This window comes from Thermosynechococcus sp. B1 (genome assembly GCF_030322985.1).
GTDB lineage: Bacteria > Cyanobacteriota > Cyanobacteriia > Thermosynechococcales > Thermosynechococcaceae > Thermosynechococcus.
Genome location: NZ_CP096573.1, coordinates 2,521,807 through 2,546,708 on the forward strand (window position 1 = coordinate 2,521,807; position 24,902 = coordinate 2,546,708).

27 protein-coding genes are annotated in these 24,902 nt (G+C 53.7%); 12 read left to right on the plus strand and 15 right to left on the minus strand.

The features are described from left to right. Positions 1–40: 40 nt before the first annotated feature. Positions 41–175 (plus strand): hypothetical protein, encoded by a 135-nt coding sequence (locus M0644_RS12460; protein ID WP_255451743.1) that lies wholly within the window; start codon positions 41–43, stop codon positions 173–175. Positions 176–207: 32 nt separating this feature from the next. Continuing rightward, positions 208–1,830, plus strand: a complete 1,623-nt coding sequence (locus tag M0644_RS12465; RefSeq protein ID WP_286625940.1) for an MBL fold metallo-hydrolase — start codon at positions 208–210, stop codon at positions 1,828–1,830. Here the strand turns inward: M0644_RS12465 and M0644_RS12470 are convergent. From M0644_RS12470 to M0644_RS12480, 3 genes are all read right to left on the minus strand, one after another. Beyond that, positions 1,827–3,245: a hypothetical protein gene (locus M0644_RS12470; protein WP_286625942.1), complete on the minus strand. Its 1,419-nt coding sequence runs from the start codon at positions 3,243–3,245 to the stop codon at positions 1,827–1,829. The genes M0644_RS12465 and M0644_RS12470 overlap by 4 nt on opposite strands. Before the next feature lie 73 nt (positions 3,246–3,318). Continuing rightward, positions 3,319–4,494 (minus strand): PP2C family protein-serine/threonine phosphatase, encoded by a 1,176-nt coding sequence (locus M0644_RS12475; RefSeq protein WP_399374395.1) that lies wholly within the window; start codon positions 4,492–4,494, stop codon positions 3,319–3,321. A 47-nt stretch (positions 4,495–4,541) separates the two neighbouring features. Beyond that, the gene (locus M0644_RS12480; RefSeq protein WP_286625946.1) at positions 4,542–5,678 is read right to left on the minus strand and encodes an ABC transporter permease; all 1,137 of its coding nucleotides are present in this window, start codon (positions 5,676–5,678) and stop codon (positions 4,542–4,544) included. A 422-nt stretch (positions 5,679–6,100) separates the two neighbouring features. Between M0644_RS12480 and M0644_RS12485 the strand changes: the two genes are divergently transcribed. The 3 genes from M0644_RS12485 to M0644_RS12495 are packed head-to-tail and all read left to right on the plus strand — an operon-like array spanning position 6,101 to position 8,008. After that, the gene (locus M0644_RS12485; protein ID WP_149821338.1) at positions 6,101–6,502 is read left to right on the plus strand and encodes an AbrB family transcriptional regulator; all 402 of its coding nucleotides are present in this window, start codon (positions 6,101–6,103) and stop codon (positions 6,500–6,502) included. Beyond that, complete coding sequence (locus M0644_RS12490; protein ID WP_149821340.1) at positions 6,483–7,247, plus strand: pantothenate kinase; 765 nt, start codon at positions 6,483–6,485, stop codon at positions 7,245–7,247. The genes M0644_RS12485 and M0644_RS12490 overlap by 20 nt, the downstream gene beginning before the upstream one ends. Then, positions 7,247–8,008, plus strand: a complete 762-nt coding sequence (locus M0644_RS12495; RefSeq protein ID WP_149821342.1) for a carbon dioxide-concentrating mechanism protein — start codon at positions 7,247–7,249, stop codon at positions 8,006–8,008. The genes M0644_RS12490 and M0644_RS12495 overlap by 1 nt, the downstream gene beginning before the upstream one ends. Here the strand turns inward: M0644_RS12495 and M0644_RS12500 are convergent. The 3 genes from M0644_RS12500 to M0644_RS12510 all read right to left on the minus strand — a co-directional run bounded on the left by M0644_RS12500 (position 7,942) and on the right by M0644_RS12510 (position 11,287). Beyond that, complete coding sequence (locus M0644_RS12500) at positions 7,942–9,219, minus strand: NAD(P)/FAD-dependent oxidoreductase (RefSeq protein WP_149821344.1); 1,278 nt, start codon at positions 9,217–9,219, stop codon at positions 7,942–7,944. The two genes, M0644_RS12495 and M0644_RS12500, sit on opposite strands and share 67 nt — an antisense overlap. Next, positions 9,219–10,967, minus strand: coding sequence for a mechanosensitive ion channel family protein (locus M0644_RS12505; RefSeq protein WP_286625949.1), 1,749 nt, complete (start codon positions 10,965–10,967; stop codon positions 9,219–9,221). The genes M0644_RS12500 and M0644_RS12505 overlap by 1 nt, the downstream gene beginning before the upstream one ends. A gap of 83 nt (positions 10,968–11,050) precedes the next feature. Beyond that, positions 11,051–11,287, minus strand: a complete 237-nt coding sequence (locus tag M0644_RS12510; RefSeq protein ID WP_149821348.1) for a hypothetical protein — start codon at positions 11,285–11,287, stop codon at positions 11,051–11,053. 261 nt (positions 11,288–11,548) lie between these two features. Here M0644_RS12510 and aspS point away from each other — a divergent pair, with 261 nt between their 5' ends. Further along, positions 11,549–13,354, plus strand: coding sequence for an aspartate--tRNA ligase (gene aspS / locus M0644_RS12515; RefSeq protein ID WP_286625952.1), 1,806 nt, complete (start codon positions 11,549–11,551; stop codon positions 13,352–13,354). Here the strand turns inward: aspS and M0644_RS12520 are convergent. Continuing rightward, positions 13,351–13,773 (minus strand): gamma-glutamylcyclotransferase, encoded by a 423-nt coding sequence (locus M0644_RS12520; RefSeq protein WP_286625953.1) that lies wholly within the window; start codon positions 13,771–13,773, stop codon positions 13,351–13,353. The two genes, aspS and M0644_RS12520, sit on opposite strands and share 4 nt — an antisense overlap. 68 nt (positions 13,774–13,841) lie before the next feature. On the opposite strand from M0644_RS12520, the gene M0644_RS12525 reads away from it, so the two are divergent. Together M0644_RS12525 and M0644_RS12530 are read left to right on the plus strand one after the other, a co-directional pair. Continuing rightward, the gene (locus tag M0644_RS12525; protein ID WP_149821354.1) at positions 13,842–14,522 is read left to right on the plus strand and encodes a response regulator transcription factor; all 681 of its coding nucleotides are present in this window, start codon (positions 13,842–13,844) and stop codon (positions 14,520–14,522) included. Between the two features lie 4 nt (positions 14,523–14,526). Beyond that, the gene (locus M0644_RS12530; protein WP_149821356.1) at positions 14,527–15,762 is read left to right on the plus strand and encodes a cell wall metabolism sensor histidine kinase WalK; all 1,236 of its coding nucleotides are present in this window, start codon (positions 14,527–14,529) and stop codon (positions 15,760–15,762) included. Between the two features lies 1 nt (position 15,763). On the opposite strand, the gene M0644_RS12535 is transcribed toward M0644_RS12530, so the two are convergent. Next, a complete protein-coding gene (locus M0644_RS12535; RefSeq protein WP_286625954.1) occupies positions 15,764–16,384 on the minus strand; it encodes a MarC family protein in 621 nt (206 codons plus the stop codon). A gap of 247 nt (positions 16,385–16,631) precedes the next feature. Between M0644_RS12535 and M0644_RS12540 the strand changes: the two genes are divergently transcribed. Continuing rightward, complete coding sequence (locus M0644_RS12540; protein ID WP_226971969.1) at positions 16,632–17,120, plus strand: HEAT repeat domain-containing protein; 489 nt, start codon at positions 16,632–16,634, stop codon at positions 17,118–17,120. 157 nt (positions 17,121–17,277) lie between these two features. Here M0644_RS12540 and M0644_RS12545 read toward each other — a convergent pair whose 3' ends face one another. Beyond that, entirely contained in the window at positions 17,278–17,736 is a 459-nt protein-coding gene (locus M0644_RS12545) for a PepSY domain-containing protein (protein ID WP_226971970.1), read from the minus strand. A gap of 281 nt (positions 17,737–18,017) precedes the next feature. Between M0644_RS12545 and M0644_RS12550 the strand changes: the two genes are divergently transcribed. Then, positions 18,018–18,527 carry a hypothetical protein gene (locus tag M0644_RS12550; RefSeq protein ID WP_149821360.1) on the plus strand — a complete coding sequence of 170 codons (510 nt, stop codon included), beginning with the start codon at positions 18,018–18,020 and terminating at the stop codon, positions 18,525–18,527. Positions 18,528–18,541: 14 nt separating this feature from the next. Here the strand turns inward: M0644_RS12550 and M0644_RS12555 are convergent, their stop codons facing one another. Together M0644_RS12555 and M0644_RS12560 are read right to left on the minus strand one after the other, a co-directional pair. Then, complete coding sequence (locus M0644_RS12555; RefSeq protein ID WP_255451674.1) at positions 18,542–18,967, minus strand: hypothetical protein; 426 nt, start codon at positions 18,965–18,967, stop codon at positions 18,542–18,544. A 28-nt stretch (positions 18,968–18,995) separates the two neighbouring features. Then, positions 18,996–21,041, minus strand: a complete 2,046-nt coding sequence (locus M0644_RS12560; protein WP_286625956.1) for an NAD(P)/FAD-dependent oxidoreductase — start codon at positions 21,039–21,041, stop codon at positions 18,996–18,998. 112 nt (positions 21,042–21,153) lie between these two features. Between M0644_RS12560 and M0644_RS12565 the strand changes: the two genes are divergently transcribed. Next, positions 21,154–21,423, plus strand: coding sequence for a hypothetical protein (locus M0644_RS12565; RefSeq protein ID WP_149821364.1), 270 nt, complete (start codon positions 21,154–21,156; stop codon positions 21,421–21,423). Here M0644_RS12565 and ruvC read toward each other — a convergent pair. From ruvC to psb29, 4 genes are read right to left on the minus strand one after another with little or no spacing between them, the layout of a single operon-like run. Next, the gene (gene ruvC / locus M0644_RS12570) at positions 21,373–21,852 is read right to left on the minus strand and encodes a crossover junction endodeoxyribonuclease RuvC (protein WP_149821366.1); all 480 of its coding nucleotides are present in this window, start codon (positions 21,850–21,852) and stop codon (positions 21,373–21,375) included. The two genes, M0644_RS12565 and ruvC, sit on opposite strands and share 51 nt — an antisense overlap. Before the next feature lie 5 nt (positions 21,853–21,857). Next, positions 21,858–23,060 (minus strand): NAD(P)/FAD-dependent oxidoreductase, encoded by a 1,203-nt coding sequence (locus M0644_RS12575; protein WP_286625957.1) that lies wholly within the window; start codon positions 23,058–23,060, stop codon positions 21,858–21,860. Further along, on the minus strand, positions 23,057–23,803 hold the full coding sequence (locus M0644_RS12580; protein ID WP_149821370.1) for an HAD family hydrolase: 747 nt from the start codon (positions 23,801–23,803) through the stop codon (positions 23,057–23,059). Before M0644_RS12580 ends, M0644_RS12575 begins: the two co-directional genes overlap by 4 nt. Next, entirely contained in the window at positions 23,790–24,458 is a 669-nt protein-coding gene (psb29, locus tag M0644_RS12585; RefSeq protein WP_286625958.1) for a photosystem II biogenesis protein Psp29, read from the minus strand. The genes M0644_RS12580 and psb29 overlap by 14 nt, the downstream gene beginning before the upstream one ends. Before the next feature lie 74 nt (positions 24,459–24,532). Between psb29 and M0644_RS12590 the strand changes: the two genes are divergently transcribed. Then, positions 24,533–24,895 carry a DUF309 domain-containing protein gene (locus M0644_RS12590; RefSeq protein ID WP_286625959.1) on the plus strand — a complete coding sequence of 121 codons (363 nt, stop codon included), beginning with the start codon at positions 24,533–24,535 and terminating at the stop codon, positions 24,893–24,895. Positions 24,896–24,902 lie beyond the last annotated feature (7 nt).

Consider the following 24,902-nt stretch of genomic DNA (forward strand, 5'->3'; position numbering starts at 1 on the left):
GACACCATTGACTGAGTTGACAAGAGCGAGGAGTGCAGCCATGGACGTTGCTATTAACGTGAAACCCATTCTACTGGCCATTACGCCGGTGTTTATTGTGCTGTGTTTGGTCTTTGGCACCCGCAATGGCTTCTACGACACCGATAACTACCACGGCAACGGTTCTGCTCACTAAAGCTAACCAAGGAGGGTGACTGTTCGTCATTCATGATCGAGTGCCTCAACTATGGGGTGGGTCACGCAGATGAGGGGGTGTGCATTGGCTTAGGAATTGGCACCTATCGGATTTTGCTGGACTGTGGTGTGCCGTCCCTTGATGTTTTGCCCCTTGATGAAATTGAACAGCATCCCTTTGACTTGGTGCTCTGTAGCCATGCCCACGCGGATCATGCCCAGAGTTTGTTGGCACTCCATCGCCGTTTTCCCCATATTCCCATCTATGCCAGTGAGGTCACGACTCAGCTTTTGCCCCTCAATTGGCCGCATGAAACGGTTCCCCCTTTCTGTCGTGCTTTGCCTTGGCGATCGCCCGTTGAGTTTGGGGATGGCCTGACCGCCGAACTCTTTCCTGCAGGGCATTTACCGGGGGCTGCTGTTTTTGCCCTCACATACCAAGACCCAAACCCAGAGCAACCGCCCCTGAGCGTGGTCTATACTGGGGATTTTTTCCTGTCCCATACTCGCTTTACGGAAGGGCTACCCCTTGCGGATCTGCGAGGATTGCAGCCGGATGTGCTGATCATTGAGGCCAGCTTGGGCACCGCGCGTCATCCCCACCGCCGTCAACAGGAAAACCAACTGGCAGAACGCATCCGCACGGCGGTTGATCAAGGCTACAATGTCCTACTGCCGCTGCCGCCCCTCGGTACCGCTCAAGAAATTCTCATCCTACTGCGCAGTCATCATCTTTTTACGGGACAGCCGATTCAAATTTGGGTCACGCCAGCGATCGCGCGCGGCTGTGATGCCTACCTCACGGTGTTGCCCCATTTACCCATGGCCATTCAAAATTTTGCCCAACACCAGTCCCTCTTTTGGGATCAGCGGGTCAAACCCCAAGTGCAGCCCTTAAGCGATTTGGCGCAAATTCGAGGCGACGCCCCCACCATTGTCCTTGTGGAGGAGGATCAAGACCTGCGTCCCTACGTGGCTCAGGGGAAACGGCCTTGGCTCGTGCTCTACCCGCGTCTGCGCTATGGTCAGCCCTTTCGGGGCGGTGATCCTACCTTAGCCAGCTTGCCCAATGTGGAGGTGGATACGTTTTTACTTTCCCTCCATGCCGATGGCCCTGCAACAACGCAACTGATTCACAATATTCGCCCGCAGCATGTGGTGCTTATCCACGGCGACCCCAACTACCTTGCCGATTTAGCCAGCCTGAATGAATTGAGCAACCGCTACCATCTGCACACCCCCACCAGTGGCTCAACGATTCAATTTCCCATTGGCCAACTGACGCTTTCGACGCCGAGTTCGTTGGTGCAACTGGCCTATGAGGGGGAGGTGAGTGAGTGGAACGATGAAGCGATGATTCGTTTACCCGCTTCTATTACCACAGATCCACGCTGGCGACGGTTGGCGGATACGGGCTTTGTCCTTGCCTCATGGCAGGGGGAGCAGTTGCTGATTCGCGGTATGACCCCCAAGGAAGTGCTGGGTGGGACATCGGCTTCGATCGCCCCCGATCAGGAGAGCTGTTTTAATTGCCAGTTTTATCGCGGTCAGCGCTGCTGGAACGAGGCTTCTGCGCTCTACAACTTCAAAGTGGCACCGGAGGGCTATTGTCCAGCCTTTGAGCGGGCAGAAACACAACCGGAACCCGAAAGCTAGGCCCCTTGGACCTGCCGTCGCAGGGTGACCGTCGGACTTTCGGCGCCTGTTTTGGGGTCAATAGCGATCGCCATCAGGGCAATGGAACGTACACTCGCGGGCACATCAATGTGAAGGACGGTTTGCCAGTAATCCCCATAGCGATAAAAATCAAACTCCACGAGCCAGCGGGGGCCAGCAATTAACTCTCCCGTTTCGCCATTGGTGATCCACACCTTGACAGAGCAGCCCCGTTGTGTTGCTGGCAAATTCACCTTGAGGTGCAGCGGCGATACCAGTGGCTCTGGTGACAGCAGGAGCTGGGGGGGGGTCAATAGATAGGCGCTCTTAGGATTCCTAGATGCTGGGGGAGTAGCTTCAACGGGAGGTGCCAACTCGGCTAACTGTTGCAATCGCAACCAAAATCGCTCTTGGCGATCAATGGGCAAATCCCGAGGCGGCGGTACGGTAACGGCAGATAGGGGCTGGCAAAAGCTAGGCAAATCCACGACAACAGGGGCTTTTACAGGCTTCAGTTGGGGCGGTAGGGAAAAGCCGCTCACTGGCACAGGTTCGAGAGTCCTATCCCCTAAGATGGGCAACTGCGGGCCAGCGGGTGTTTCGCTCTTAGGTGGGGCGGGTTGGGGGGGCGCAGAGACGGCAGGAATCTCCGGTGCCGGTAACACCGTGACCATAAAGGCTTGCACTTGGCGAAGATCGCTGTGCTCTAGGGGTTGGTTGGGCAGGAGGCGGGCTTCCCCCACCATGACTGGATAATCGGCCAAGGGGGTGAGTGTACAATGAAACCCCCATTTCCCCTCGCGGGCGATCGCGGGCACTGAGTGCTCCTGCACGACATCGCGAGTAACGGGATTGCGCAAACGAATCACTACCGTACCGGGAACGGCAACTGTGCCCTCTAAAACCAGCGTTTCATCAGCAAAGATCGTATAGGCACTTTGGGGCAGCTCAATGAGCGTCGTGGGCAGCTCAGCAGGGGAGGGTGCTTGCGGCTTAGGGGGGTCGGCAGCTTTCACTGGCTGCTCTGGAACCGCAGGCAAGGTTTCTGGTGCCGGCAAATCCCACTCTTCGCTTTGGGCAAGGACATCAAGGGCGATCGCAAACACCTCTGCATCCAGCACCCCCTCTTGGGCCACACGGCATTGAAATTCCCAACGCCCCGCCTGCAAATACGTAAAGGGCAGAATACCCATGAGTCCTGTGGAGCTGCTGCGGTGGGTGCGGCGTTGGTAGCGCTGCTTGGGCACCCCCTGATCATCGTAAAGATGGGTAATTTGCACTTCCACCGAGGTTTCGGCAACCGGACAGCGCGCCATCAAGCGGTAACTGCCCTCCAAAACTTCCGCCGAGGGTGGTTCTAGGGGCAACCAAGCGCGATCGCCCTCCTTTTGCAGTAAAAACTCCCATCCGCCCATAGCGCATTTTCACTCTCCCACTGCTTAGGATATTGCACAGAAAAGGCCACATTATGCAATCTCAGATGCAAAGTTAAGCCGATGGAAAGGCCACTTGCACCAATGAAACATCATCACTGCCAAAGGCATCGGGTGCTGCATGGCTCTGCCCTTGGGCAATCAACTGGGGCAGCGCCGGCACAGGGTCTTGGGTGTGGGCAACCATGAGCAACGTCCTAAAGGCTTCGAGACCCCAAACCCGATTGTCGGTTGTTTCAAACTCATAGATGCCATCACTAAAGAGGTAGAGAACTGCCGAAGGGGGGACTTCAATCGTGGCTTGACTAAAGGCCATGTCGGCAAACATGCCAATGGGAATGCCCGGTGTCTTGAGGAGAGTCGCTCGCCAGCCATCAGCCTCAGGGGTGAGGAGCAGTGCCGGCGGGTGTCCACCACTGGCATAGGTCAACTGCCGTGTTTGGCGATCGTACACGCCGTACCAAATCGTGAAATACTTCTCGTGCTGATCCGTCATTTGAAAGCCATTGTTGAGGGCTTCGAGGACTTGGGCAGGGTGCAGATAGTCAAATGTGCCGCTCGTTTGCTCTCGCGTGGTGCTGCGCAGGAGGTTCAAGACGGAGACAGATGGCAGAGCAGCCCCCAAACCATGGCCTGACACATCGAGAATGTAAAGCACTAAATAGCGATCGCCAATCCAGAAAAAGTCAAAGCAATCGCCGCCCAACTGACTTGACGGCAAGAAGTAGTAGTTGATTTTGCAGGGGGCTTCTTGGGGAGCTGGCAGGAGCGATCGCACATAATCCGCAGCCTCGTGCAGTTCCGCTTCAAGAAGTTGTTTCTGCTTGAGCAGATCTTGGTTAAGTTGATAAAGGCGCAGACCCGCCTGAATCCGTGCCCGCAGTTCATTGGGGTCAATGGGCTTGGATAAGAATTCATCCGCACCAGCATCCAAGCCCTGAATGCGATCCTCCAGTTCCCCCTTGGCGGTCAGCAGGACAAAAAAACTGCGGGAGAGTTCCTGATCCTGCTTGATTTGACGGCACACCTCTAGGCCATCCAGTTCGGGCATCATCCAGTCGCAGATGATCAAGGCGGGTTTCTCAGCGGTGGCGATCGCGATTCCCTCACGGCCATGGCTAGCAACCGAGACTTGGTAGCCCAGATCCTTTAGGGTTTTGCGCAGCAGCAGTCGGCTGGTAGGGTCATCATCAATGACGAGAATTCGATAGGGCTGGCGATCGCCGCTCATAGCTTCAGCCTGCAAAATCTCCCCCTAGTGTATCCCAAGGCTCCTAGCTATTTTTGGGTTTGCCTCGGATCAAGGGCATCCCGCAGGCCATCGCCGACAATGTTGAAACATAGCACAGTGATGACAATGAGGGTTGCTGGTGCCCAAACTAGCCACGGCTGCAAGACCAAGATTGAGGCATTCGTTGCCAGTGAGAGCATATTGCCCCAAGAGGGATCCGGCTGCTGAATCCCTAGACCAATGAGACTGAGCACCGATTCCGCGACGATGAAGCTGGGAATCGAGAGCGTTGCGGCAATCATCACGTAGGTTGCTGTCTGGGGAATAATATGCCGCACAATAATATAGAGCGATCGCCCCCCCATTACCTGCGCCGCTTGGACAAAGGCCATTTCTTTGATCCCCAGCACCTGACCGCGAATCACCCGTGCTAGCCCCGCCCAACTCACAAACGATGTGATCACGGTAATCAGCAGGAATCGCTCGCCACTACTGAGTCCCACGGGGAGTACCGCCGCTAAGGCCACCAGCAGATAGATGGTCGGCAGTGTCATCAGCACCTCAACACCCCGCATCAAAACGGCATCCAGCCAGCCGCCAAAGTAGCCAGAAATCGCCCCCACGAGAATACCAATCGGGAAGGCGATCGCCACCCCCACAAGGCCAATACTGAGGCTAATGCGGGCACCAAAGAGCAGCCGACTCAACTGATCGCGTCCTTGGTCATCCGTTCCCAACAGATTCAGATAGCCCTTACCCACGGTACCAAAGAGATGGCGATCGCTGGGGAACCCAGCAAAGATCGTACGTGGTTCAATTTGTGGATTGGTGAGACTCCAGCGGGTCGGTAGGGGCAGGGTAATTTCCAAGAAGCGATAGGGGCTGCCCTTGACAAAAAGGCGAATGGGTGACGGTTCCTGCCAGTTCACGATCAGAGGTCGTTCCCCGGTTTCCAAGTTCACAGGCCCCAAGCGGGTGGGATAGACATGGGGGCCAAGCCACTGACCGTTGGGGGTGCGCCAGTAAATGCGGGTAGGGGGCAGCAGGGCACCCTCCACTTGAAAGGCATAGGGACTGTAGGGAGCAATAAAATCTGCGGCGATCGCCAGCAGGTACAACGTCAGCAACACCCCCAAACTGACCATCACTAAGGGGTTGCGCCGCAACGCTTGCCAAGGGGTCATTCGTCACTCATCTGCTAGGGTACAGCCACTATACAGCCTTTTTTCTATCCTAGGGCTGCTCTGACAGACTCAATGCCGACATGTCTTCCGTATTTTTAGAGAGGCATAATGCTATAGATAAATTTGACTCAAAAATCAATAAGTGATAAATAAAACTTAACAAACCAACATCAAATCCCTTTTCTTGTTAAATAGATTCGGTATCACTATATGATTATACTGATTGCTTCAAACTAACATATTGTTAAAAAGAATACTTTGTGTTTCAAATAAAGTGGTAACTTGATTAAATCTAATAATTTCTAGTCAGATCATTCTCGCAGACACGCTTTTTCTCTCTAGTGTGGGTACCTGTTGATTAAAGAACAATTTAGTTGCTTTATTCATTTGAATAGTGTTCTGATAGAGGAAATATAGAGCGAATGGAAAAACCAAAGCCCCTAACTGGTAAAGCACTCTTGCAGCGATTAAGTGAACTGGGTTCTGCATCCCGTAAAGAAGCCGCAAAGCTCTGTGGCTACTATCGCGTCACAAAATCCGGTGAGGTGCGTGTCGACTTAGGGAAATTTTACGAAGCGGTACTCGCTGCCAGCGGACTAGAAGTAAAGTCATCGGAAAAAGAAGTCAATGGTCAATCAGGACGGGGGCGATCGCCCTCCTATCGGGTGAAAGTGCACCAAAATGGTCAGATTGTGATTGGTTCCGCCTATACAAAAGCGATGAACCTAAAGCCCGGGGATACCTTCAAAATTAAGCAGGGATACAAACATATTCATCTCTACCTCATAGATCCAGAAGAGGTGGATGGTGTCCCCACAGAGTAATCAATGGTTCGCTCTCATGATTGGCAATAGTCGGCAGCACTGGGCACTCTTTAGCGGTGAACACCTCAGCCGCACTTGGCACCTCACCTCTGAGGAAGTTGCCTGCAATCCTGCCAAAGACTATCCCGGACTCCCTTGCTGGGGTGCGAGTGTTGGTTCTGTGCCCTTGCACCAAGTCTATCCGACAGCGATCGCCTTCACCCTCGAGGATATTCCTATTCCTCAGATGTACCCCACCCTAGGGATTGACCGTGCCCTTGCCCTCTGGGGAGCGCTTCAGGTCTATGGGGCACCAGTGTGTGTGGTGGATGCGGGAACTGCATTAACGCTGACCCTAGCCAACGATCGCGGTGAATTTGCGGGCGGTGTGATTCTCCCGGGTGTTGGGTTAATGGCGCGAGCACTGGCGGACTATACGGCAGCGTTACCCTATGTGACGCTTCCCCCAGAGCCACCCCCCCGTTGGGGCGCCACCACTACCACAGCGATTGAAAGCGGTCTTTACTACGGTACTGCCGCCATGTTACACGCCTATCTGGGCGCCTTTTTTCAGGCGTTTCCCCAAGGTACGGTGATTGTGACCGGGGGCGATCGCCCCTTTCTCAGTGAACTGTTAAAAACATTTTTAGACCCCGATCGCTGGCGTGAAGACGATCATTTGGTTTTTTGGGGGATCCGCGCCCTCCGCAACCCAACCGTTAAGATAGAAATGCACCCAATGGAAAGGATTGACGAATTCCGCTAATGGAGCGACGGGATGACTTTACGGATTTAGCCTTGGGACTGGTTTCAGCCCAGAGCTTTCCGGCAATTGTGGGCATTGCCGATCACATGCTCAAATCCGCCGATGTCCTCCTAGTGGGCTATGAGAAAATTGGCAGTGGCCACTGTAGCGCGATCGTGCGCGGGCGAATTGCCGATGTGCGCCTTGCCGTGGCAGAGGGCGCTGAACGGGCGCAGCAGTTTGGTCAAGAACTCAGTACGTTAGTCATTCCCCGACCTGACCCCAACCTAGAGAAAATTCTGCCGATTGGCAGTCTTCTCGCCCAGATTGCCTCTAAAAGTCGCGGCCATCGCCTCAGTAGCCACGCGGTTGGCCTATTGGAAACGCGAGGATTTCCAGCCATGGTGGGGGCAGCGGATGCCATGCTCAAGGCGGCAGATGTGATCCTAACGGCCTACGAAACCATTGGCGCCGGTTTGTGTACGGCCATTATTCGCGGCACGGCCTCCAATACCGCGATCGCCCTTGAGGCGGGGATGGCAGAAGCTGATCGCATTGGTGAACTCCATGCAGTGATGTTGGTACCTCGTCCCCTTGAGGATTTGGATCAATCGTTGCCCTTGGCACCTGCGCTACAACGGGAACTGCAACCCCTGCGCCTACCCCTCACCCTCAAGCAAAAAGAAACCGAACCCCTTGCCCTCCAAGGTGCGGCTCAAGAGAGTGTGGCCGTGGAAGCGCCTGCCGAAACGGTGCCCGTCGAACCCTCTGCCAATCCCTGACCGGCAATCCAGCCCGTTGTCCACGCACTTTGCAGGTTAAAGCCCCCCGTCACGCCATCAATATCGAGAACTTCGCCCGCAAAGAATAGCCCCTCACAGCAGCGGCTGGCCATGGTCTTAAAGTCCACTTCCTTGAGAGCCACCCCACCACAGGTGACAAACTCCTCTTTGAAGGCGCCCTTGCCAGCGATCGCGAAGGTACCTCGGTGCAAGGCCTCCGCCAGTGCCAGCAGTTGTTTTTTACTGAGGTGTGCCCAAGTTTGCTCAGCCGGAATCCCCACGCTGGTTGTCCAGTAACTCCAGAGGCGGCGCGGCAGCGGAAAGGGACAATGGTTAGCGATCGCTCGCTTCGGGGTATGGCTACGACAGGCTGCCAACTCCCCTTGAATCTGCGGCAGCGATAGATGGGGGAGCCAATTCACTACCAAGGTGCCGCGATAGTTCTGCACCGCCAAGGCACGTGCCCCCCATGCCGAGAGTTTCAAGACCACAGGACCACTAAAGCCCCAATGGGTAACGAGAATAGCACCGGTTTGGGTTAAGGGCGGCTGCTGCGGCAGTTTGAGGGTTGCTTCCACGGGTTGGACACTGAGGCCTGAGCGCTCCTGCAAGAGCGGGTCATCAATGTGAAACGTAAACAGAGAAGGGACGGGGGGAATAATGGTGTGTCCCAATTGTGCTGCCAAGCGATAACCTTGGGAACTGCTGCCAGTGGCCAAAAGGACGCGATCGCCCACAAGGGGTTGAGGCTGCTGAGCAACCGTGACTTGAAACTCATTGCCGACTTTCACCATCTCCTTCACCGCTGCGCGGGTACAGATGCGAATGCCTAGAGCCGTTGCTTCCTGCACCAGACAGTCAATAATGGTTTCTGAATCATCACTGACGGGAAAGACTCGCCCATCGGCTTCGGTTTTCAACTTCACCCCCCGCGCCTCAAACCAAGCGATCGTGTCTTGGGGTTGGAAGCGACTAAAGGCACCCCGCAAGGCCTTGCCACCACGGGGATAGTGCTGCACCAATAGGGCTGGATCAAAACAGTGGTGGGTGACATTGCAGCGACCACCACCAGAGCTGCGGACTTTGCTCAGCAGTGTTGCCCCAGCTTCTAAAATCGTGACGAGATTGCGGGGATTAGCCGTCGCACAGGCGATCGCTCCAAAAAATCCAGCGGCACCACCGCCGATGACCAAAATGCGCTGACCTGCCATCAAGATTCCAAGGGAAAAGGATGGGTATGTTCATCGTTGTCGTTTTTGCCGTTGCGATCGCGCGCCAAATGCAGCTGTTGATGCAGCCGACCCACGGCAATCCCCTCTGCGGCCATCAGGTTGAGCACCCGCCGCCGAAACTCCCGCCCCACGACCCATTGTTGTCCCGGTTGGGTTTTAATCCAAATGCGCACCAGTAAGCCACTGGCGGTAATCTGATCAATTCCTAGAACCTCTGGCCGCTCCAGCATCTTCAGTTGCCACTCCGGTTCTTCGTAAAAGTGGATACTCAAGTCATTCAGCAAGGACAACAGGCGATCGGGATTGGTTTCAATATCCACCCACAGTTCGAGATTAACCCGTGACCAAGTGCGGGTCAGGTTGGCTACCTTGGTAATCGTACTATTGGGAATTGTAATCAGCTGACCCTCGGCATTGCGCAACTGAGTAATGCGCAAATTGAGATTTTCCACTAAGCCGGAGTAGGGTTCAATTTCCACCACATCGCCAATGCCGTACTGATCCTCCCAGACAATGAGCAGACCATTGATAATGTCCTTCACCAAGTTCTGTGACCCTAGGGAAATGGCCAAGGCTAAAAAGCCCCCCACAGCGAGAATGGAGAAAACAGGTACCCCTAAGGAACCCAAGATAACCACTAGTCGAATCAAATAAATGACAACGGTCTTAAAGCCGCGCATCACTTCCACAGTGGTACTAATCCGCAGGGTTTTACGCTGGGTATCGGCAAACTTGAGCAGATTATTTTGCTCCCAGAAAACACGAATGCGATCAAAGGCCAAGTCAGCAAATTGATTCAGCAGCCCCGTGCCAAACCAGACCACCATCCACAGAATCGGCAAGCCATAGACTTGGGAACTCAGCCAGCGGGTCATGGGGAAAAGGCGCAGAATTGCCGCTAGGCCGAGTAGCCACAGAGCCACTTGCCCCCACAACAGTAGATACCGAACGAGACTAATGAGCTTGATGCGCTGCTTGAGAAAAAAGTGATGTCGCAGGTGGGGTAGCAGCGGCAAAACCCACTCCGGTTCCGTCGTTTGAGTGGTCACTGTGTCCAGTTGCCCTTGTAGATGCTTGCGTTGGCGGATCAAGAAGCGTTGCACAATTAAAATCACGAAACTACCTGCACCCACCTTGATAAAGATCAAGACCGCCCCCTGAATTTGCGACATCAGGGCTGTGTCGGTGCGTTCCTGAATCGCTCGGTTCATCTGCTGTTGCAAAATGTCTCGCCACTGCTGAGCAAGGGTTTCAGGGGGCAGTTGATGGTAGTCGCTGTCGGCCTCTGTCACCGTCAGGAGGCGAGTGGTGCGTTCCGCTTGGCCAATGCGGGCACTGATGACTAAAACATTATTGAGGCGAGCAACGCCAATATCTACCCTTGCGGGCGATCGCCGCCCATGCTCAAGGGCACTCTGGAGTACCCGCCGTAGGTTCGATTGAATTAAATCCGCTCGGACTTCAACGGGAATTGCGTTACCGGGGTTATCGCGATCGCGAACTGTTGGCGCAGCAATTGTAAAGAGTGTATTGCCATCAAAGCGGACATCGGCAATTTCCAGTTCGCCAATGCGGGTGACGCCGGGGGGGGTGGGAGCAACGGTGGCTTGACTAATCCCCGGCAGAGGAACCTGAGCTACAGTTGACCAAGGAGAGAGAAGGACTAAAAAGAAAGTGATAAGGGCGATCGCTCCCCACCGCCATAATCGCTGATACCCATTGATCATTCGCACATACTGATATTCTGCACGGCAACACGAACTAGGACTATCCTCTCACCTTTTGAAGGCTGAACTCAGTTCACGGTTCCCTAGGGGCAGTCGACCCTAGCTTGCAGCACCTGCTCCCTTGCCACATCGCGGATTAACGAGAGACGCGAGGAAATGTAGCGTTCCAGATGATAGCGCTGGTTATGCTCTAAAGGATAAACATCACTAAACTGCGTCACCAGCCACCCCTGTAGGGCGTGATCATCCATACTCAACAATCGTCCCACCTGTGCTTGCTCAACAAAGTGCCAGAACTGCCGGAGGAGAGAGGGGGTCATACTTGCCCTCCTTTTAAGGTTTTCTTTAGATTTTACCTATCTACTACCATACGTTGCCCCTCGGAAAATTGGGGCGCAATCTGCTGAAGCTGCAACTAAAGTTAGGGAATCCACATGAAGTCCTGCAAACTTCTGTTGCGATTTCTAAAGTGCAGCCCTCCTGCAAACCTGTGCTTCCTTGGGAATGCCCCGCTAACGGTAGGGCGGTGAACCGCTAAAATAGTAAGGCTTTACCAACATACTTACAAATCATTGGGGTCTATGCGCACACACTACTGTGGCGATGTTCGGCTAACGGATGTCGGAACAACGGTCACCCTCTACGGTTGGGTGGATCGGCGGCGAGATCATGGCGGCGTGATCTTTATTGATTTGCGCGATCGCTCCGGCATTGTCCAAATTGTCAGTGATCCCCAGCGCACTCCCGACTCCTATGCTCAAGCCGATCGCCTGCGCAGTGAGTATGTGGTGAAAATTGTTGGCCGTGTCAGCAAGCGCCCTGCCGATTCGGTGAACCCAAAATTGGCCACGGGCGATATCGAGATCTACGCCGATCACATTGATGTCCTCAATACGGTGCGCCAGCAACTGCCCTTTGCCATCTCCAGCACCGAGAACGAGCCAGTCCGCGAAGAAGTGCGGCTGCGCTACCGCTATCTTGATCTACGGCGGGAACGGATGGCACGGAATTTGCAGTTACGCCATCGCGTTGTCCAAGCCATGCGGCGCTTCCTCGAGGATGAGGCGGGCTTTATTGAGGTAGAAACCCCTATTCTCACCCGCTCGACCCCGGAGGGGGCTCGCGATTATTTAGTGCCCAGTCGCGTGAATCCGGGAGAATGGTTTGCCCTTCCCCAATCGCCCCAGTTGTTCAAGCAGTTGTTGATGGTGGCGGGGTGCGATCGCTATTACCAGATTGCTCGCTGCTTTCGCGATGAGGACTTAAGGGCCGATCGCCAGCCAGAATTTACGCAACTGGACATGGAAATGAGCTTCATGGATCAGGATGAAATTATTGATCTCAACGAAGCACTCATCTGCCACATTTTCAAAACCGTGAAGGGCATTGATCTGCCGCGCCCCTTTCCCCGCCTGAGTTACCAACAGGCCATGGATCGCTATGGCACCGATAAGCCCGATACCCGCTATGGCCTTGAACTGGTGGATGTCTCCGATATTCTGAAAGACTCTGGTTTCAAAGTTTTTAGTGGGGCGATCGCCCAAGGGGGCGTGGTGAAAATTTTGCCGATTCCCAATGGCAACCACCGCATCTCGAACGTGCGCATTAAACCCGGCGGCGATCTCTTCCAAGAGGCCACCACTGCCGGCGCCAAGGGGCTGGCTTATATCCGCGTTCGCGACAACGGCGAGATTGACACCATTGGTGCCATCAAGGATAACCTCTCCCCAGAGCAGAAAGCCACGCTCTTAGAGCGCACGGGTGCCGAGCCGGGGCACCTCCTCCTGTTTGGGGCAGGGGATACCGCGACTGTGAATAAAACCCTTGATCGCCTGCGCCAGACCATTGCCCGTGAATTTGATCTCATTGATCCGACGGCAACCCATCTCCTATGGGTGGTTGATTTCCCCATGTTTGAGTGGAATGCTGAGGAAAAACGCCTTGAGGCGCTGCACCATCCCTTTACGGCACCCCATCCCGCCGACCTTGAGGACCTCAAAACTGCCCGTGCCCAAGCCTACGATCTCATCTTTAATGGCTACGAAGTAGGCGGCGGCAGTCTGCGCATTTATCAACCGGAATTGCAGCGGCAAGTTTTTGAAACCATCGGCCTTGATGAGACGGCTGCCCAAGAAAAATTTGGCTTCCTTCTCGAGGCCTTTGAATTTGGTACCCCTCCCCACGGGGGTATTGCCTATGGCCTGGATCGCTTAGTCATGCTCCTTGCCGGCGAAGACTCCATTCGCGACACCATTGCTTTCCCGAAAACCCAACAGGCGCGTTGCCTTCTTACCGGTGCCCCCAGCAGTGTTGAGCCACAGCAACTCAAGGAACTCCATGTGGCTTCCGCCAAGCCCGCAACAACCACTGCTAAAACCAAAGTCTAGGCACGTAGGTCTGTTGGCCGATTCCACACCCCCTCTAGCAGCCATTCGCCGTTGACATCCCGCACCCGCTCAGTGCTCATCATGTAAGCCCATGCTGTGCCCAAAGGTTGATGATTCAAGTTATACACTGGCACCTCTTGGCGATGGTAGGCATTTACTTCGGGAGCCAAGTTGGGATTGTAGCCTTCAAAGGCATCCAGCCGCGCCAATACGCTGGGAGGTGGATCATGAAAGATCAGTAACTCCCCCTGCACCCAACCTTCCTCAGCCGTCAGACCGGGATACCCCATCGGTAGGTGATAAAGGCGACCTCTCACCAGCGCTGGTTGATGGGCACTCAGCCAAGGCCGACAGAGGATGTCATGGGGTTGATAGCCGGGTTTAAGGGTGCCATAGACAAAAAGGCGCAGAGTCGTCACTCGTCAATGAGGGTTGATTTTAGCCACGATACAATTTAAGCCTAGCCAATTTAGCAAGGGCAAGAGCAATGAAAATTCTCATTGTTGAAGATGACCCCCGCATTGCAGCACCTTTGGCGAAAGATTTACGACATCAACACCACACTGTTGATATTGCTGAGGATGGCCTGAGTGGCTGGGACTATGCCCAAGCAACTGCCTATGACCTCATTTTGCTGGACTTAATGCTACCACGCCTAGATGGCATCGCCCTTTGTCAACGGTTGCGGGCGGTAGGTTGTCAGGCACTGATTTTGATGTTGACGGCCAAGGATACGACCACTGATAAAGTCATTGGCCTAGATGCAGGTGCTGATGATTACCTTGTCAAACCCTTCAAGTTGGAAGAGCTGGCGGCACGGATTCGGGCACTGCAACGCCGCAGTCGTGAACTGAAACCCCCTGTGCTATGTTACGGGGCACTGCAACTGGATCCGGCGAGTCAGGTGGTGACGTACGATCAAACGGTGCTCTCTCTGACCCCCAAGGAATATCTACTCCTAGAGCATTTTCTGCGGTATCCGAAGCAGGTCTTTAGTCGCACAGCCCTCCTAGATAAACTCTGGACATTCGATCAAGAGGCTGGTGAAGGCACCGTCAAAACCCACATCACCAATCTGCGGCATAAGCTGAAGGCAGCAGGTTGCCCCCAAGAATTGATTGAAACAGTTTATGGCGTTGGCTATCGTTTTGTACCCCCCCACGTCTAGCCCAATGTTTACCCATATTCGCCGCCGCTTACTGTTCTTTAATCTCCTCGTGTTTGCAGTCGTCCTTGGCGGGTTTGCGATCGCTGTGCGCGTGGTCTTTGTTCACAATCTCAGGGAGCAACTCACCAATCGTCTCATTGCCATTGCCCAAGGTGCGGCTGCTAATGCTGATATTGAGAATGGTCAGCTCAAGATTGAGGAGCACGGTTTGCCCCATGAGCTAAAGAAGCAAGCAGCAACCTTAGAGTGGTTTGATGCCCACGGCCGACTTCTCAAGCAACAGGGCGAAGAACTTCCCTACATACCGCTCAATCCAAAGGTTTCAGTAGCTATTCACACCCATGATCCCCCTTTGCAGTTAGTCACACTGCCAATTTTGCACCAAGCAACCAACGAAATCATTGGCTACATCCGCATTAGTCAAGAATTGGATGAATTTAATGAGACCGTTTGGCAGTTGGATACTGGTCTCATGGCAGGGGTCATGATAGGACTCCTCCTCAGTGCTATGGGTAGTCTGTGGCTCAATCGCCAAGCCATGCAGCCTATTGAAGACAGTTTTGAGCGGTTGCGACAGTTTACGGCTGATGCTTCCCATGAACTCCGCAGTCCCCTGATGGCCATTTCCAGTAATGCTGAAGTTGCCCTTAAGTACGATGAAGGAATGCGACCAGAGGATCGGGAAGTCCTCGGGGCGATCGCCAGCGCTACGGATCAAATGACCCGCCTCATTGACGACTTATTGATTCTGGCAAGAACTGATTGTCAACAACCGATGGCCATGCGGACGATCAACCTCGCAGAGACCTTAGCGCAATTAATTCAACTGTATAAACTACAGGCACAGCAACAGCAAATTAGCTTAGAGTTTAGTACCGATCCTCAACTGCTGCTGCGGGGGGATGAGGCGGCTCTCATACGGGCTTTCACCAATCTTTTACAAAATGCGCTGCGCTACACTCCTGAAGGGGGCAAAGTCAGTGTGACTGCCAAGCGTCTCATGCACCATATTCACGTGACTATCGCTGATACGGGCATTGGTATAGCGTCTGAGCACCTTAGTAAAATTTTTGAGCGCTTTTGGCGAGCAGATCCCTCCCGTCACTATGTGGATGGAGGAGCAGGGTTAGGCCTATCCATTGTCCAAGCAGTTGTCCAGAGCCACGGTGGCAGCATTGATGTCAAGAGTCAAGTGGGTCAGGGCACCTCATTTACTGTCAGGCTCCCCCTCAGTCATTAACTTATTTGATAAAGGTGATCACGCCATCTGCAATGAGCTGCACCGCGATCGCTAAAATCAAAAAGCCCAAAATCCGATTGAGTGCCCCTATGCCTGTTGTGCCCAAGCCCTTAATCAAAGGCTCCCCTAGAATTAAGCAAAAGTAGGTGATAAAGCTAAACAGAGTAATTCCCAGAACACAACCAAGATACTCTGGCCATTGATGGCAGCGGGTTGAAAAACCAATCACAATACCAATCGCGCCCGGCCCACTAATGATGGGCATTGCCATAGGTGTAAAGGAAATATCTTCTTTGTCCACTGCCTCCAGTTGCTCTTGATTGGTCAGACGCGGTTGAGGAGCAACCATCTGCCAAGCCGTATGTGCCACAATCAACCCACCAGCAATTCGCACTACTGCTAGGGAAATTCCAAAAAAGCTGAGAATAAACTTGCCCACCAAGAAAAAAATTGCTAAGACAGCAAAAACATTAAAGGTGATTTTTCGTGCTTGTCGCAGGCGATATTTCGTAGTGTTTTTAGCAGTCAAACTATAGAAAATAGGAATTGCCCCAATTGGATTCGCAATCGGAAAGAGGGCTGTCAATATGCCGAACATAAAAGAAAAGAGGGTGTTGACCATGATTGGTACTGCTCAATTAAAGCGAAATACAACCCTTTTCACATATAGAACAAGCTCAAAACTGCGAAAGCCCCTATGAGAGAGTATTACATCCCTTTTACGTATTCCATATTGCCAATATCAGGACTATAGTCAGTGGTACGAACAAAATTTAATGACAGACTCACCCGTGGAGCCAAAGAAGGGTTTCAATGCTTCGGAAGATGTAACTATCTTATGTTTGAGTCTAACAGGCTTGGTGTGACACATGATCAGCCGACGACACATTAAACTGGTCTCACTTTTGGGATTGGGCGTATATTGGGAGTATCCCTTGGGGGATAAAAAGATGGATCACGCCTATTTTTGTCCAGCATGTTTTGCGGAGATTGCCGCGGACGACTCAATCTGTCCTGTATGCGGTGTCAACATTCACCAGTGGGAACAGGAGCATCCCTCCTACGAAGATCGACTGATCAATGCCCTAAAGCATCCCAACTCCGAAGCCCGCATGGGTTCAATTATTACCCTTGGCAATCGCGGTAATCCCAAAACGGCCACTCCCCTTACCGAAGGTGCTTTAACCTACTCCATTGACGTTTGGCAAGCTATGGAAATCGTCCGATCCTTAAGAAAGCTACCTGACTCTCCGGAGAAAACCACAGCCTTGCAAATGTTATTGGATCATCCTGCGCGAGTCATTCGTGAAGAAGCGGCGGCTACTCTAACTCAAGTTACCCGTGAAACATGTTCCTAATGGATTGGCGTTCCCCTTGAAGTTGCTATACTCTTTTCACCACAAACCCATCCTTAGGCAAAAAATTAGGGTAGATATTTATGCCTGTTAATCTACCCTAGACAGCTTGGCAATTTGAGTAAAATTCAGAGAACCTTAAGGATGGTTGCCATTATTGCTATGGACGATCAGAATTGGGGACTTGGATACTGCCATCCAAGGGAGCTTCATGAAGGTCATTTTCCTCTTGACCCGCTAGTTCCGTTCTGAGGATACGCCCATTACCGGCATCCACTTTGACCTCAGCATTGGGAAAGCGCACTTCATAAACCAAGCTACCGTTTTCTGCCCCTAGGGCAACCCGTATTGCCTTTTGGCCTTGAGCCGCTTCTGCAATTTGTTGAGCTTGTTGGGGGCTAATTTTAGCAAGGCTACGGTATTGGGCCTCCTCTTGCATTTCTTCAGCCGTATTTTTCGCTTCATAGCGATCGCTCTCGTCATACCCACCCTTTTGATCTGTTTGTGCCACCAGAGCATAGCTAATGTGACGCTGCGTTTTCAGTGCCATTGCACTGCCACCAATGGCGATCGCTGAGAGCACTCCTAGTGTCATTAAAACTTTTATTGAGTCTTTCATCGTAGAGTCTCCAAGTTCAGTTCACTGTTCCTGAGGCGGAACAATTCCCACAGTAGGGAGGAATTGTCAAGAAGTCGTCAAGATCAAAAGGCAATTTTGAACCTACCTAATGCCTAATAGAGTCTTGTTGGCAACAATGACACGTGCTCAACACTGGGGAAACTAGTCTAGGGTAACCGCTGACCACATATTTCAGAAAAGGGCTGTAGTCTGCATTTCTTATCAAGTTCTTGACAGTTCGTTCCTATAGTAAAGCTATCCCAAGGAAGAGGAATAGACCGATGACTTTAGAAGTTCTGCCTATTCCAGCACCAGCACAGTTTGAACGTGCTTTGGCGCTGCCTGCACAATCCCGTTGGCTGGGTCTGTATTGGGAGCCACAACTGGGGTATCCCTGCTACACCGATGGCCAGACAGTGGGCACAGTAAATCTGCAAGGATGGCAATTATTTTGCCAACATCCAGAGATACAACCCCGCCTGTTGTCCTATCAACTGACGGCAGGGGAACGGGCGCCCCGGCATGGATTGCTCTTCGATCGCCAACATCGCCGTCTATACGTTGGTGAGCTAGAACGCATCCAAGAGTATTTACAGCATCCAGTTGCCCTAGAAATTTTAGAGCCACTGACGCCAAGACATCGCTTTTCCCTAAAGGAGGGTTGGCAGTTCCTCAGGGAGAAGTGGTTGGTGGGGCTAGCTCTCGTGTTGTCGGCAATCGTGGGAGTGGGTGTTGTGCGTACGGCTGGAGAGTATGTTCACGAGGTGTTTGAGGAGGTCTTTGACGATTGATCCAATGGCCAAAATCAAGTGTTCAATAGGGCAATAATCTCATGGCTAATGGCGCGCAGTTGGTTTTGTAGATCTTCGCTAGGCAAATTGTTGCCACTAAAAACCCCCTGACCAATACTACTGAACCGCCACTGCTCACTCATATAGCTAAACCCCACGATGTCTAGACCAATGGCACGGCGCTGGGGAGAGTCTGGATCGCAATAGAGGCGGATTTGCAGGAGCAAACTGCGGGCTTGCCAGCGGCGACTCCAGCCCGGTAGGTGAAAACCAATGTCAATTGAATCGGGATCCACTAGGTTGCGGGTATGGGGGTCATCGGCCCAAGGGTGCAGGTCTGCCCGCAGATCCGCATTGCACTGCTTAAAGAGGTGGACGATCGCCCCCAATTTGCTGGCCATCTGCACGGTCACTGCCTGCTCTGCTGCATTCACCGTCATTCTCTCCGCAACACCTTTGTTCCCAAGGTTAGCGAGGGGAAACCGCTTGATCAACTCTGGCAGTGGGGAGGGAGGTTAAGGGTCGTTCCAAACGGGGTTGTCCCACAGAGTAACTCAGGGCATAGCTTTGCACCAAGAGCCAAAACCAAAGTTGTGGTGCCATGGGTTCTAGCCACGGTTGACAACGGCGCACCAAGGGGGGCAGCCAAAAGCCAAAGAGGGCATGGTACAGGGCATCCAAGCTAAAACTGAGATAGCTTTGCAGCCAACGCAGCAGATCCCCAACCCCCACCATTTCGTAGATCCACCAAAGGAGGCCGGGGTTTTGCCAAGCAGCTCGCAGTGCCATACGGTTAAAGGGCAGCCAACCCGCACGGTCTTTGATAAAGCGATCGGCCAATTCGGGGGATTCTTGTCCGAGGATGCCAAAGAAGGTGTTGAGCATGGCATTGACGCGCTCTGGGGGCAGGGGGCGATCGCTGGGCACCATCATTCCCCGCGAAAAGAGCCATGTCACCGCTGTATTGCTCTGATAAGCGCGAATTTGGTTGAGAAATTGCTTTTGCACAAGGTCATGACGCAGGGCGGTGTCCAGTAGATCCGTCAAGCGGGGCAGGTTGCGCACCAGCGAGCCAAAGCCAGTAAATACTAAGGGGGATTGCAGTGAGGCGGCATCACCAATGGCCAAGACGCGATCAAAGGCCACGGTGCGATCGCTCCGGTGGTGGCTAAAGTAGCCGGGGATGTAACCAAACGTCGGCTTCACCCAAGTCAGTTGATCTAAATCGCAGCGGCGGTACTCCGGCAAGATCGTAAAGAAGTCTTCGTAGAGTTCCAGCAAAGAGCCGGGAAACTCTGGCTGAATGTGGTGATAGTGAAAAAGATAAATCGTGCGCTCTTCCCCTGCCCCCGGAAACAGTTCCCAAATGAGTTGCCGTCCCCGCGAAATATCACCGTGGCTAAAGAGCACATCGCCATAATCGCCATCCCAAACTTGCGGGGCAATGCCCTTGACGATCGCCCCCACCGTCGGACACACACTATCGTAGGCACGACCACCGTTCAGTTGACGAGCAATAGGGGAGGCAGTCCCCATCGCATCCACGAGGACACGGGCGATCGCCTGTCGCTGTTCTTGGGTCTGGCGGTGCTGAGTTTGCAGAACCACGCCATTGGGATGAATCGTCGCTGTCTGAAATTCCGTCCAATCCCAAATCTCACCCCCCGCTTGGCGCAGTTTCTCACCGCACAGATGCAGGAATTTGGCCGAGTCAAGGGCAATATTCAGAACCGTCGGGGTGTGCAGTACGGGTGCCCGACAATGGGGAGGACTAGTGGCATCAAAGAACTTGTTAAAGCCATCGCGGTACTCGCGGGCAATCAGGCTTTCAAACTCCGCAGTCGTAAACAAGCCCAGATCAATCAGACTCTGAAATTCCATGCGGGAGATATTCCACTCCCGATTCATGCGGCCAAAGGGCAACCGCTCGATCACCAGCACTCGATAGCCCAACCGCGCCATCACCGCTGCGTGGATCACCCCCAAGGCACCCCCCACATAAACTAGGTCATAGCGAGGGGGATCACAGGGTGTCGTTGCAGTGTGCAAAACTGGAAGCGGGGGCGTGGGCTGTTGTACCCCTTGGCGCCAGCGTTGCTCCCACCAATAAACCCGCTCTAAATCCGCCTCACCTTGGGGCATGCGTTGGAAGTATTTCACGGTCAGCGGATAGCGATCGACCAAGGCTTCAAAAATTGTCTTGCCAGCCGGCCAAGGGGGAAGCGCCTCAGGTTGCAGTGGAAAGGCCAAACGCAAATGCTGTTGAAGGTGTTGGAGACAGGCCCGCTCCTGGGGGAAAGGCCGCTCTCCCCAGCGCATCACCTTGAGGTATGTGGTTCGCTGCAAGCTCCACAGGAAAATAGCCAGTTCCGTGGGGGCCTCAGGAACCTGCCAGCAACCCCCGCTTGGTTTTGGCGCAATGGTGCCAATGTGCGGCTCAAAGGTGTGGTGCAGCCAGTGAATCACCGCTGCGGTATCGGGAGTGGGCACCTCAAGGTATAACAGTTCTTGCATTTTGTTTCAAAAGTCCGCTAAGGAGCTTGACAAGGGCGCAATTTGGCGTAAACTGCACTGTACTAAACAGTTTAAGAGAGTTTACGGTTTCTCAGAATTACCCTGTTGCCCTATGCATTATCCCATTCCAAGGAGTCTCGAAGAAATAGCAGCCCTCAGCCAGCAGCCTGTCAGTGAAGAGGTGGTGGCGGCAGCGATCGCCGGCGTGATTACGATTTGCCGTGCGGAAGGTCACAGTCTAGCGCAGGTTCAGGAATGGGTGCTTGCGGAGGACGATCTGCTAGATCGCAAAACCCGCCAATGGCTGAGTGAAGCGGTGGCAATGGCTTGGTCAAGCGTTGAAACCTTGGCAGTGACGACTGGCCGTGAGGGCGATCGCTAGGGCATCGGCAGCGTCATCGGGCTTGGGCAGCGTGCTGAGATTGAGTTCCCGTTGCACCGCCTGTTGAACGTCTATTTTCGCGGCATTGCCATAGCCAGTGAGGGCTTGCTTCACTTGGGGAGGGGTGAATTCCATGAGGGGACAGTGCAGTTGACTCAGGACTAAAAGAATCACGCCCCGCGCTTGAGCAACCACAATCGTATGGCTCATTTTGTAGAAAAAGAGGCGCTCCAAAGCCACTAAATCTGGTTGGAGGGCAAGAATTAACGTGTGCAGATCGCTGTAGAGACTCTGGAGGCGATCGCCCACGGGCATATCCGCAGGAGTGGTAATCACACCAAAATCGCACACTTGGCAGGTGTTGCGCTGCACCTCAATACAGCCGTAGCCAAGGGTAGCAAGGCCGGGGTCTAGGCCAAGGATGCGCACAGGTTCTAGATCGCGGTGCCGGTCAACAGATCCAAAATTGGTTTTGCCATCCAGTTCAACCCCACCTTCAGTTGATGTTCGAGGGTGGGCATGCGGTAGAGGTAGGCCAGTCGCCGTGCCAAGTAGGCCAGAGGGCCATCGAGGGTCAGTCCTAGCCCTGCCAAGGCGGCGCGATCAGTTCCGAGGGTGAGCATTTCACCGAGATGGGAATAACGACAGGGCAGTAGCGGGCGATCGCTCAGACTGGCCCAGAGATTCCAAGCCGCATAATCCGCCTGTTGAAAAGCTGCCTGTGCCGTATGGGGAATGGCTTGGCCTTGCTCATCCACGGCATCCGCAGCATCCCCAAGGGCAAAAATCTCTGGATGATCAACGACTTGCAATGTGGGCATCACCTGCAGGCGCCCCGTGGAGGTTTTGGGCAAATCAAGGGCAGCAATCACGGGTGAAACGGCTGTACCGACCGTCCATAGGACAATATCAACGGGCAGATCATCAACGCGGTCTTTGTATTGCAGGGAAATCTGATCCGCAGTGACAGCAACCGGGGTTGTTTCCAAATCAATCCAAACGCCCCGCTCTTCAAGGGCACGCAGAGCTGCCTTGCGATTAAATTCTGGAGAAGACTTGAGAATCTCGGTGTTGCGATCCACCAAACGAATGCGCCCGCGGCTGCCCAAGCGCTCCGCTAGTTTACAGGCCAATTCCACGCCACTAGGACCAGCACCGACCACCACCACGCGGATGCGATCGCGATCAGAGCGCTCCCGCCGTTGCAACGCTTCTTCGAGACGGTAGGCATCACTGAGGGTTCGGAAGGTCAAGGCATACTCTGCAACACCGGGAATGCTGTTTTTAGGGGTTTCCCCCCCCAAGGCAAGGACAAGCTTGTCGTAGATGAGCGGGGTGCCCTCGGTCAAGTGTACCGTTTTTTCCTTGAGAGCCACAGCGCTCACGGTTCCCTGATGAAAGACGACCGGGGTCTCCTTGAGCAACTCAACAAAGGGCGGGGCAATTTCCCACGCCTGTAGCTCCCCTGTAATTAATTCGTAAAGGAGGGGAGTAAAGACAAAGCGATCGCTCTGATCAACAAGGGTAATCTCTGGAGGCGCAGACCAAGGAAATTGGCCAAGGCGGAGGGCGGTATAAAGCCCGCCAAACCCCCCACCTAGAATACAAATTTGGCTTTTCACCGCTGATTCCGTCATGATGCTATCCCCCTCAGTATAACTTGCGCCTTTGAGAGGTCAGCAATTTGGGGCACGGCTCGGGTCTCGTGGATAGCTGGTTCTGGCAGTAAGGGGCGATCGCGCCGCAGCCAAATCGCTTGCAGACCAGCACCTTGGGCACCGAGGACATCATCCTCCCAACTGTCACCAATGTGCCAAACCTGAGAGGTCGCATAGGGGGTCACCGCCCGCTCAAAGATCAGCCGATTCGGTTTCGCCGCCCCCACCTCACTGGAAATCCACACCTCCTTGAAAAACGGCGCTAACCCCAAGGCCTCTAGCACCCCATAGAGACGGCTATCAAAATTCGACACCACCATCAGAGGAATGCCCTGAGCTTGCCACTCCTTCAACGCAGGCAGGACATCGCTATAAAGCAACCAAGGCTCAGCCGTGGCATAGTAGGCAAAGACAGGGGCAAAAAAACGATCAAAATCCGCAAACTGATCCAAGACGCCCGCGCGGCGAAATGTCTCTGCCGCAACCCCTTGCCACCACCGCAATTCTGCCTCTGCCCGTTGTGCAGCCTCAAGATCAGGGAAAGCGCAGGGCGGGGCAGCCCTAAAGGCCTTAAAGAAGGCCACATCTAATGCGGCTGAATCAACCTGAACCCCGACTTCCGCCGCAAAGCGACCATAAACGGTACCCACGGATTCCCGTAGGCCAAAGAGGGTGCCGACCGCATCGAGGGTAATGAGTTGGGGCGGATCAAGCGGGGGCATCGGAACTGGCATCTACAGCGGGTGGGGGAGAGGCCTGCTGGGCACGGCGCTTGCGTTCTTGCTCCACCAGTTCTTTCATTAGACTACGAGCCTGATTGATTTTATCGAGGTTGCTGCGGTAGAGTTCGAGATCCCGCTTGACTTTCTCGATGGGCAGCTTAATGACGGGAGCCAGTTGATCCAGTGTCTCGTTGAGATTCGTTGTCAGATCCCCCGCCAGCTCCTCAAGGAAGGCATACAGTCCCACCGCATGGAGGCGGCTATATTTGCCCTCGTGGTTGAGGCTGCTGAGGGGGGCACTGGGTTGACCACTGTTGAGTTCATCGAGGATTTGACTCAAGGGGCGGCCTTGGTACTGTTGCCAACTGGCGGCATCCTCCTTAAGCTGTTGCGGGTTCATTTCCTCAGCCCCGCAGAGGGCATGGAAAATACTGGCGCGATCGCCCTCAGGCTGATACCCCTCCATAAACTGGTCAAAGGCGGTCACGACCCCAAGGGCAAATAGGGGAGAGTAGCGAAAATCTACATTGACGCGCAGCAGGTGGATTTCGACCAGCAGTTCTTCAATAAAGCGGCGGTAGATCGAGTGAATCGGTCGCCTGTGAGCCGCATAAAAAGCGCGTTTGGTATCAGAGACAGTTCGAGGATTTTGCACAAGCTCTGCCGATATTCGTTAAAAAATGTCATGATTCTTTACTATTATCCCCCATTGTGCTCCCCCAATCAAATATGCCGCCTGAGCTTGCCTTAGCCATTGGCCAATTCAACAGAGGTGAATTCTATGCCTGCCATGACACCCTCGAAGCCCTCTGGTTAGAGGCCAGTGAACCTGAGCGCACGTTTTACCAAGGTCTGCTACAAATTGCCGTGGCCTGCTATCACCTGAGTCGGGGCAACCAGCGGGGAGCGATTTTGCTGTTGGGGGAAGGGCGGCGTCGCCTTGAACAGTGTGATCCAGACTTTTGCGGCCTAGATTTGACAGCCTTTTTGACGGCAGTGGCGGCGTTACAGGCGCAGCTTCAGACCCCCCTTGACTCAGAGCCAAAAATTCAGTTGCATCTTGGCGTTGTTAAATCCCTCGATCAAGCCTAGACCCCGA

What these genes read in the sequence shown, in the direction of transcription:
- M0644_RS12590 (WP_286625959.1), top strand. Translation starts at nt 24,533, where the DNA reads ATGCCGCCTGAGCTTGCCTTAGCCATTGGCCAATTCAACAGAGGTGAA.
- M0644_RS12460 (WP_255451743.1), top strand. Translation starts at nt 41, where the DNA reads ATGGACGTTGCTATTAACGTGAAACCCATTCTACTGGCCATTACGCCG.
- M0644_RS12560 (WP_286625956.1), bottom strand. Translation starts at nt 21,041, where the DNA reads ATGCAAGAACTGTTATACCTTGAGGTGCCCACTCCCGATACCGCAGCG.
- M0644_RS12490 (WP_149821340.1), top strand. Translation starts at nt 6,483, where the DNA reads ATGGTGTCCCCACAGAGTAATCAATGGTTCGCTCTCATGATTGGCAAT.
- M0644_RS12470 (WP_286625942.1), bottom strand. Translation starts at nt 3,245, where the DNA reads ATGGGCGGATGGGAGTTTTTACTGCAAAAGGAGGGCGATCGCGCTTGG.
- M0644_RS12550 (WP_149821360.1), top strand. Translation starts at nt 18,018, where the DNA reads ATGACTTTAGAAGTTCTGCCTATTCCAGCACCAGCACAGTTTGAACGT.
- M0644_RS12475 (WP_399374395.1), bottom strand. Translation starts at nt 4,494, where the DNA reads ATGAGCGGCGATCGCCAGCCCTATCGAATTCTCGTCATTGATGATGAC.
- M0644_RS12535 (WP_286625954.1), bottom strand. Translation starts at nt 16,384, where the DNA reads ATGGTCAACACCCTCTTTTCTTTTATGTTCGGCATATTGACAGCCCTC.
- M0644_RS12555 (WP_255451674.1), bottom strand. Translation starts at nt 18,967, where the DNA reads ATGACGGTGAATGCAGCAGAGCAGGCAGTGACCGTGCAGATGGCCAGC.
- M0644_RS12545 (WP_226971970.1), bottom strand. Translation starts at nt 17,736, where the DNA reads ATGAAAGACTCAATAAAAGTTTTAATGACACTAGGAGTGCTCTCAGCG.
- M0644_RS12500 (WP_149821344.1), bottom strand. Translation starts at nt 9,219, where the DNA reads ATGGCAGGTCAGCGCATTTTGGTCATCGGCGGTGGTGCCGCTGGATTT.
- M0644_RS12575 (WP_286625957.1), bottom strand. Translation starts at nt 23,060, where the DNA reads ATGACGGAATCAGCGGTGAAAAGCCAAATTTGTATTCTAGGTGGGGGG.
- M0644_RS12525 (WP_149821354.1), top strand. Translation starts at nt 13,842, where the DNA reads ATGAAAATTCTCATTGTTGAAGATGACCCCCGCATTGCAGCACCTTTG.
- M0644_RS12485 (WP_149821338.1), top strand. Translation starts at nt 6,101, where the DNA reads ATGGAAAAACCAAAGCCCCTAACTGGTAAAGCACTCTTGCAGCGATTA.
- aspS (WP_286625952.1), top strand. Translation starts at nt 11,549, where the DNA reads ATGCGCACACACTACTGTGGCGATGTTCGGCTAACGGATGTCGGAACA.
- M0644_RS12530 (WP_149821356.1), top strand. Translation starts at nt 14,527, where the DNA reads ATGTTTACCCATATTCGCCGCCGCTTACTGTTCTTTAATCTCCTCGTG.
- M0644_RS12510 (WP_149821348.1), bottom strand. Translation starts at nt 11,287, where the DNA reads ATGACCCCCTCTCTCCTCCGGCAGTTCTGGCACTTTGTTGAGCAAGCA.
- M0644_RS12495 (WP_149821342.1), top strand. Translation starts at nt 7,247, where the DNA reads ATGGAGCGACGGGATGACTTTACGGATTTAGCCTTGGGACTGGTTTCA.
- M0644_RS12465 (WP_286625940.1), top strand. Translation starts at nt 208, where the DNA reads ATGATCGAGTGCCTCAACTATGGGGTGGGTCACGCAGATGAGGGGGTG.
- M0644_RS12580 (WP_149821370.1), bottom strand. Translation starts at nt 23,803, where the DNA reads ATGCCCCCGCTTGATCCGCCCCAACTCATTACCCTCGATGCGGTCGGC.
- M0644_RS12540 (WP_226971969.1), top strand. Translation starts at nt 16,632, where the DNA reads ATGATCAGCCGACGACACATTAAACTGGTCTCACTTTTGGGATTGGGC.
- M0644_RS12480 (WP_286625946.1), bottom strand. Translation starts at nt 5,678, where the DNA reads ATGACCCCTTGGCAAGCGTTGCGGCGCAACCCCTTAGTGATGGTCAGT.
- M0644_RS12505 (WP_286625949.1), bottom strand. Translation starts at nt 10,967, where the DNA reads ATGATCAATGGGTATCAGCGATTATGGCGGTGGGGAGCGATCGCCCTT.
- M0644_RS12565 (WP_149821364.1), top strand. Translation starts at nt 21,154, where the DNA reads ATGCATTATCCCATTCCAAGGAGTCTCGAAGAAATAGCAGCCCTCAGC.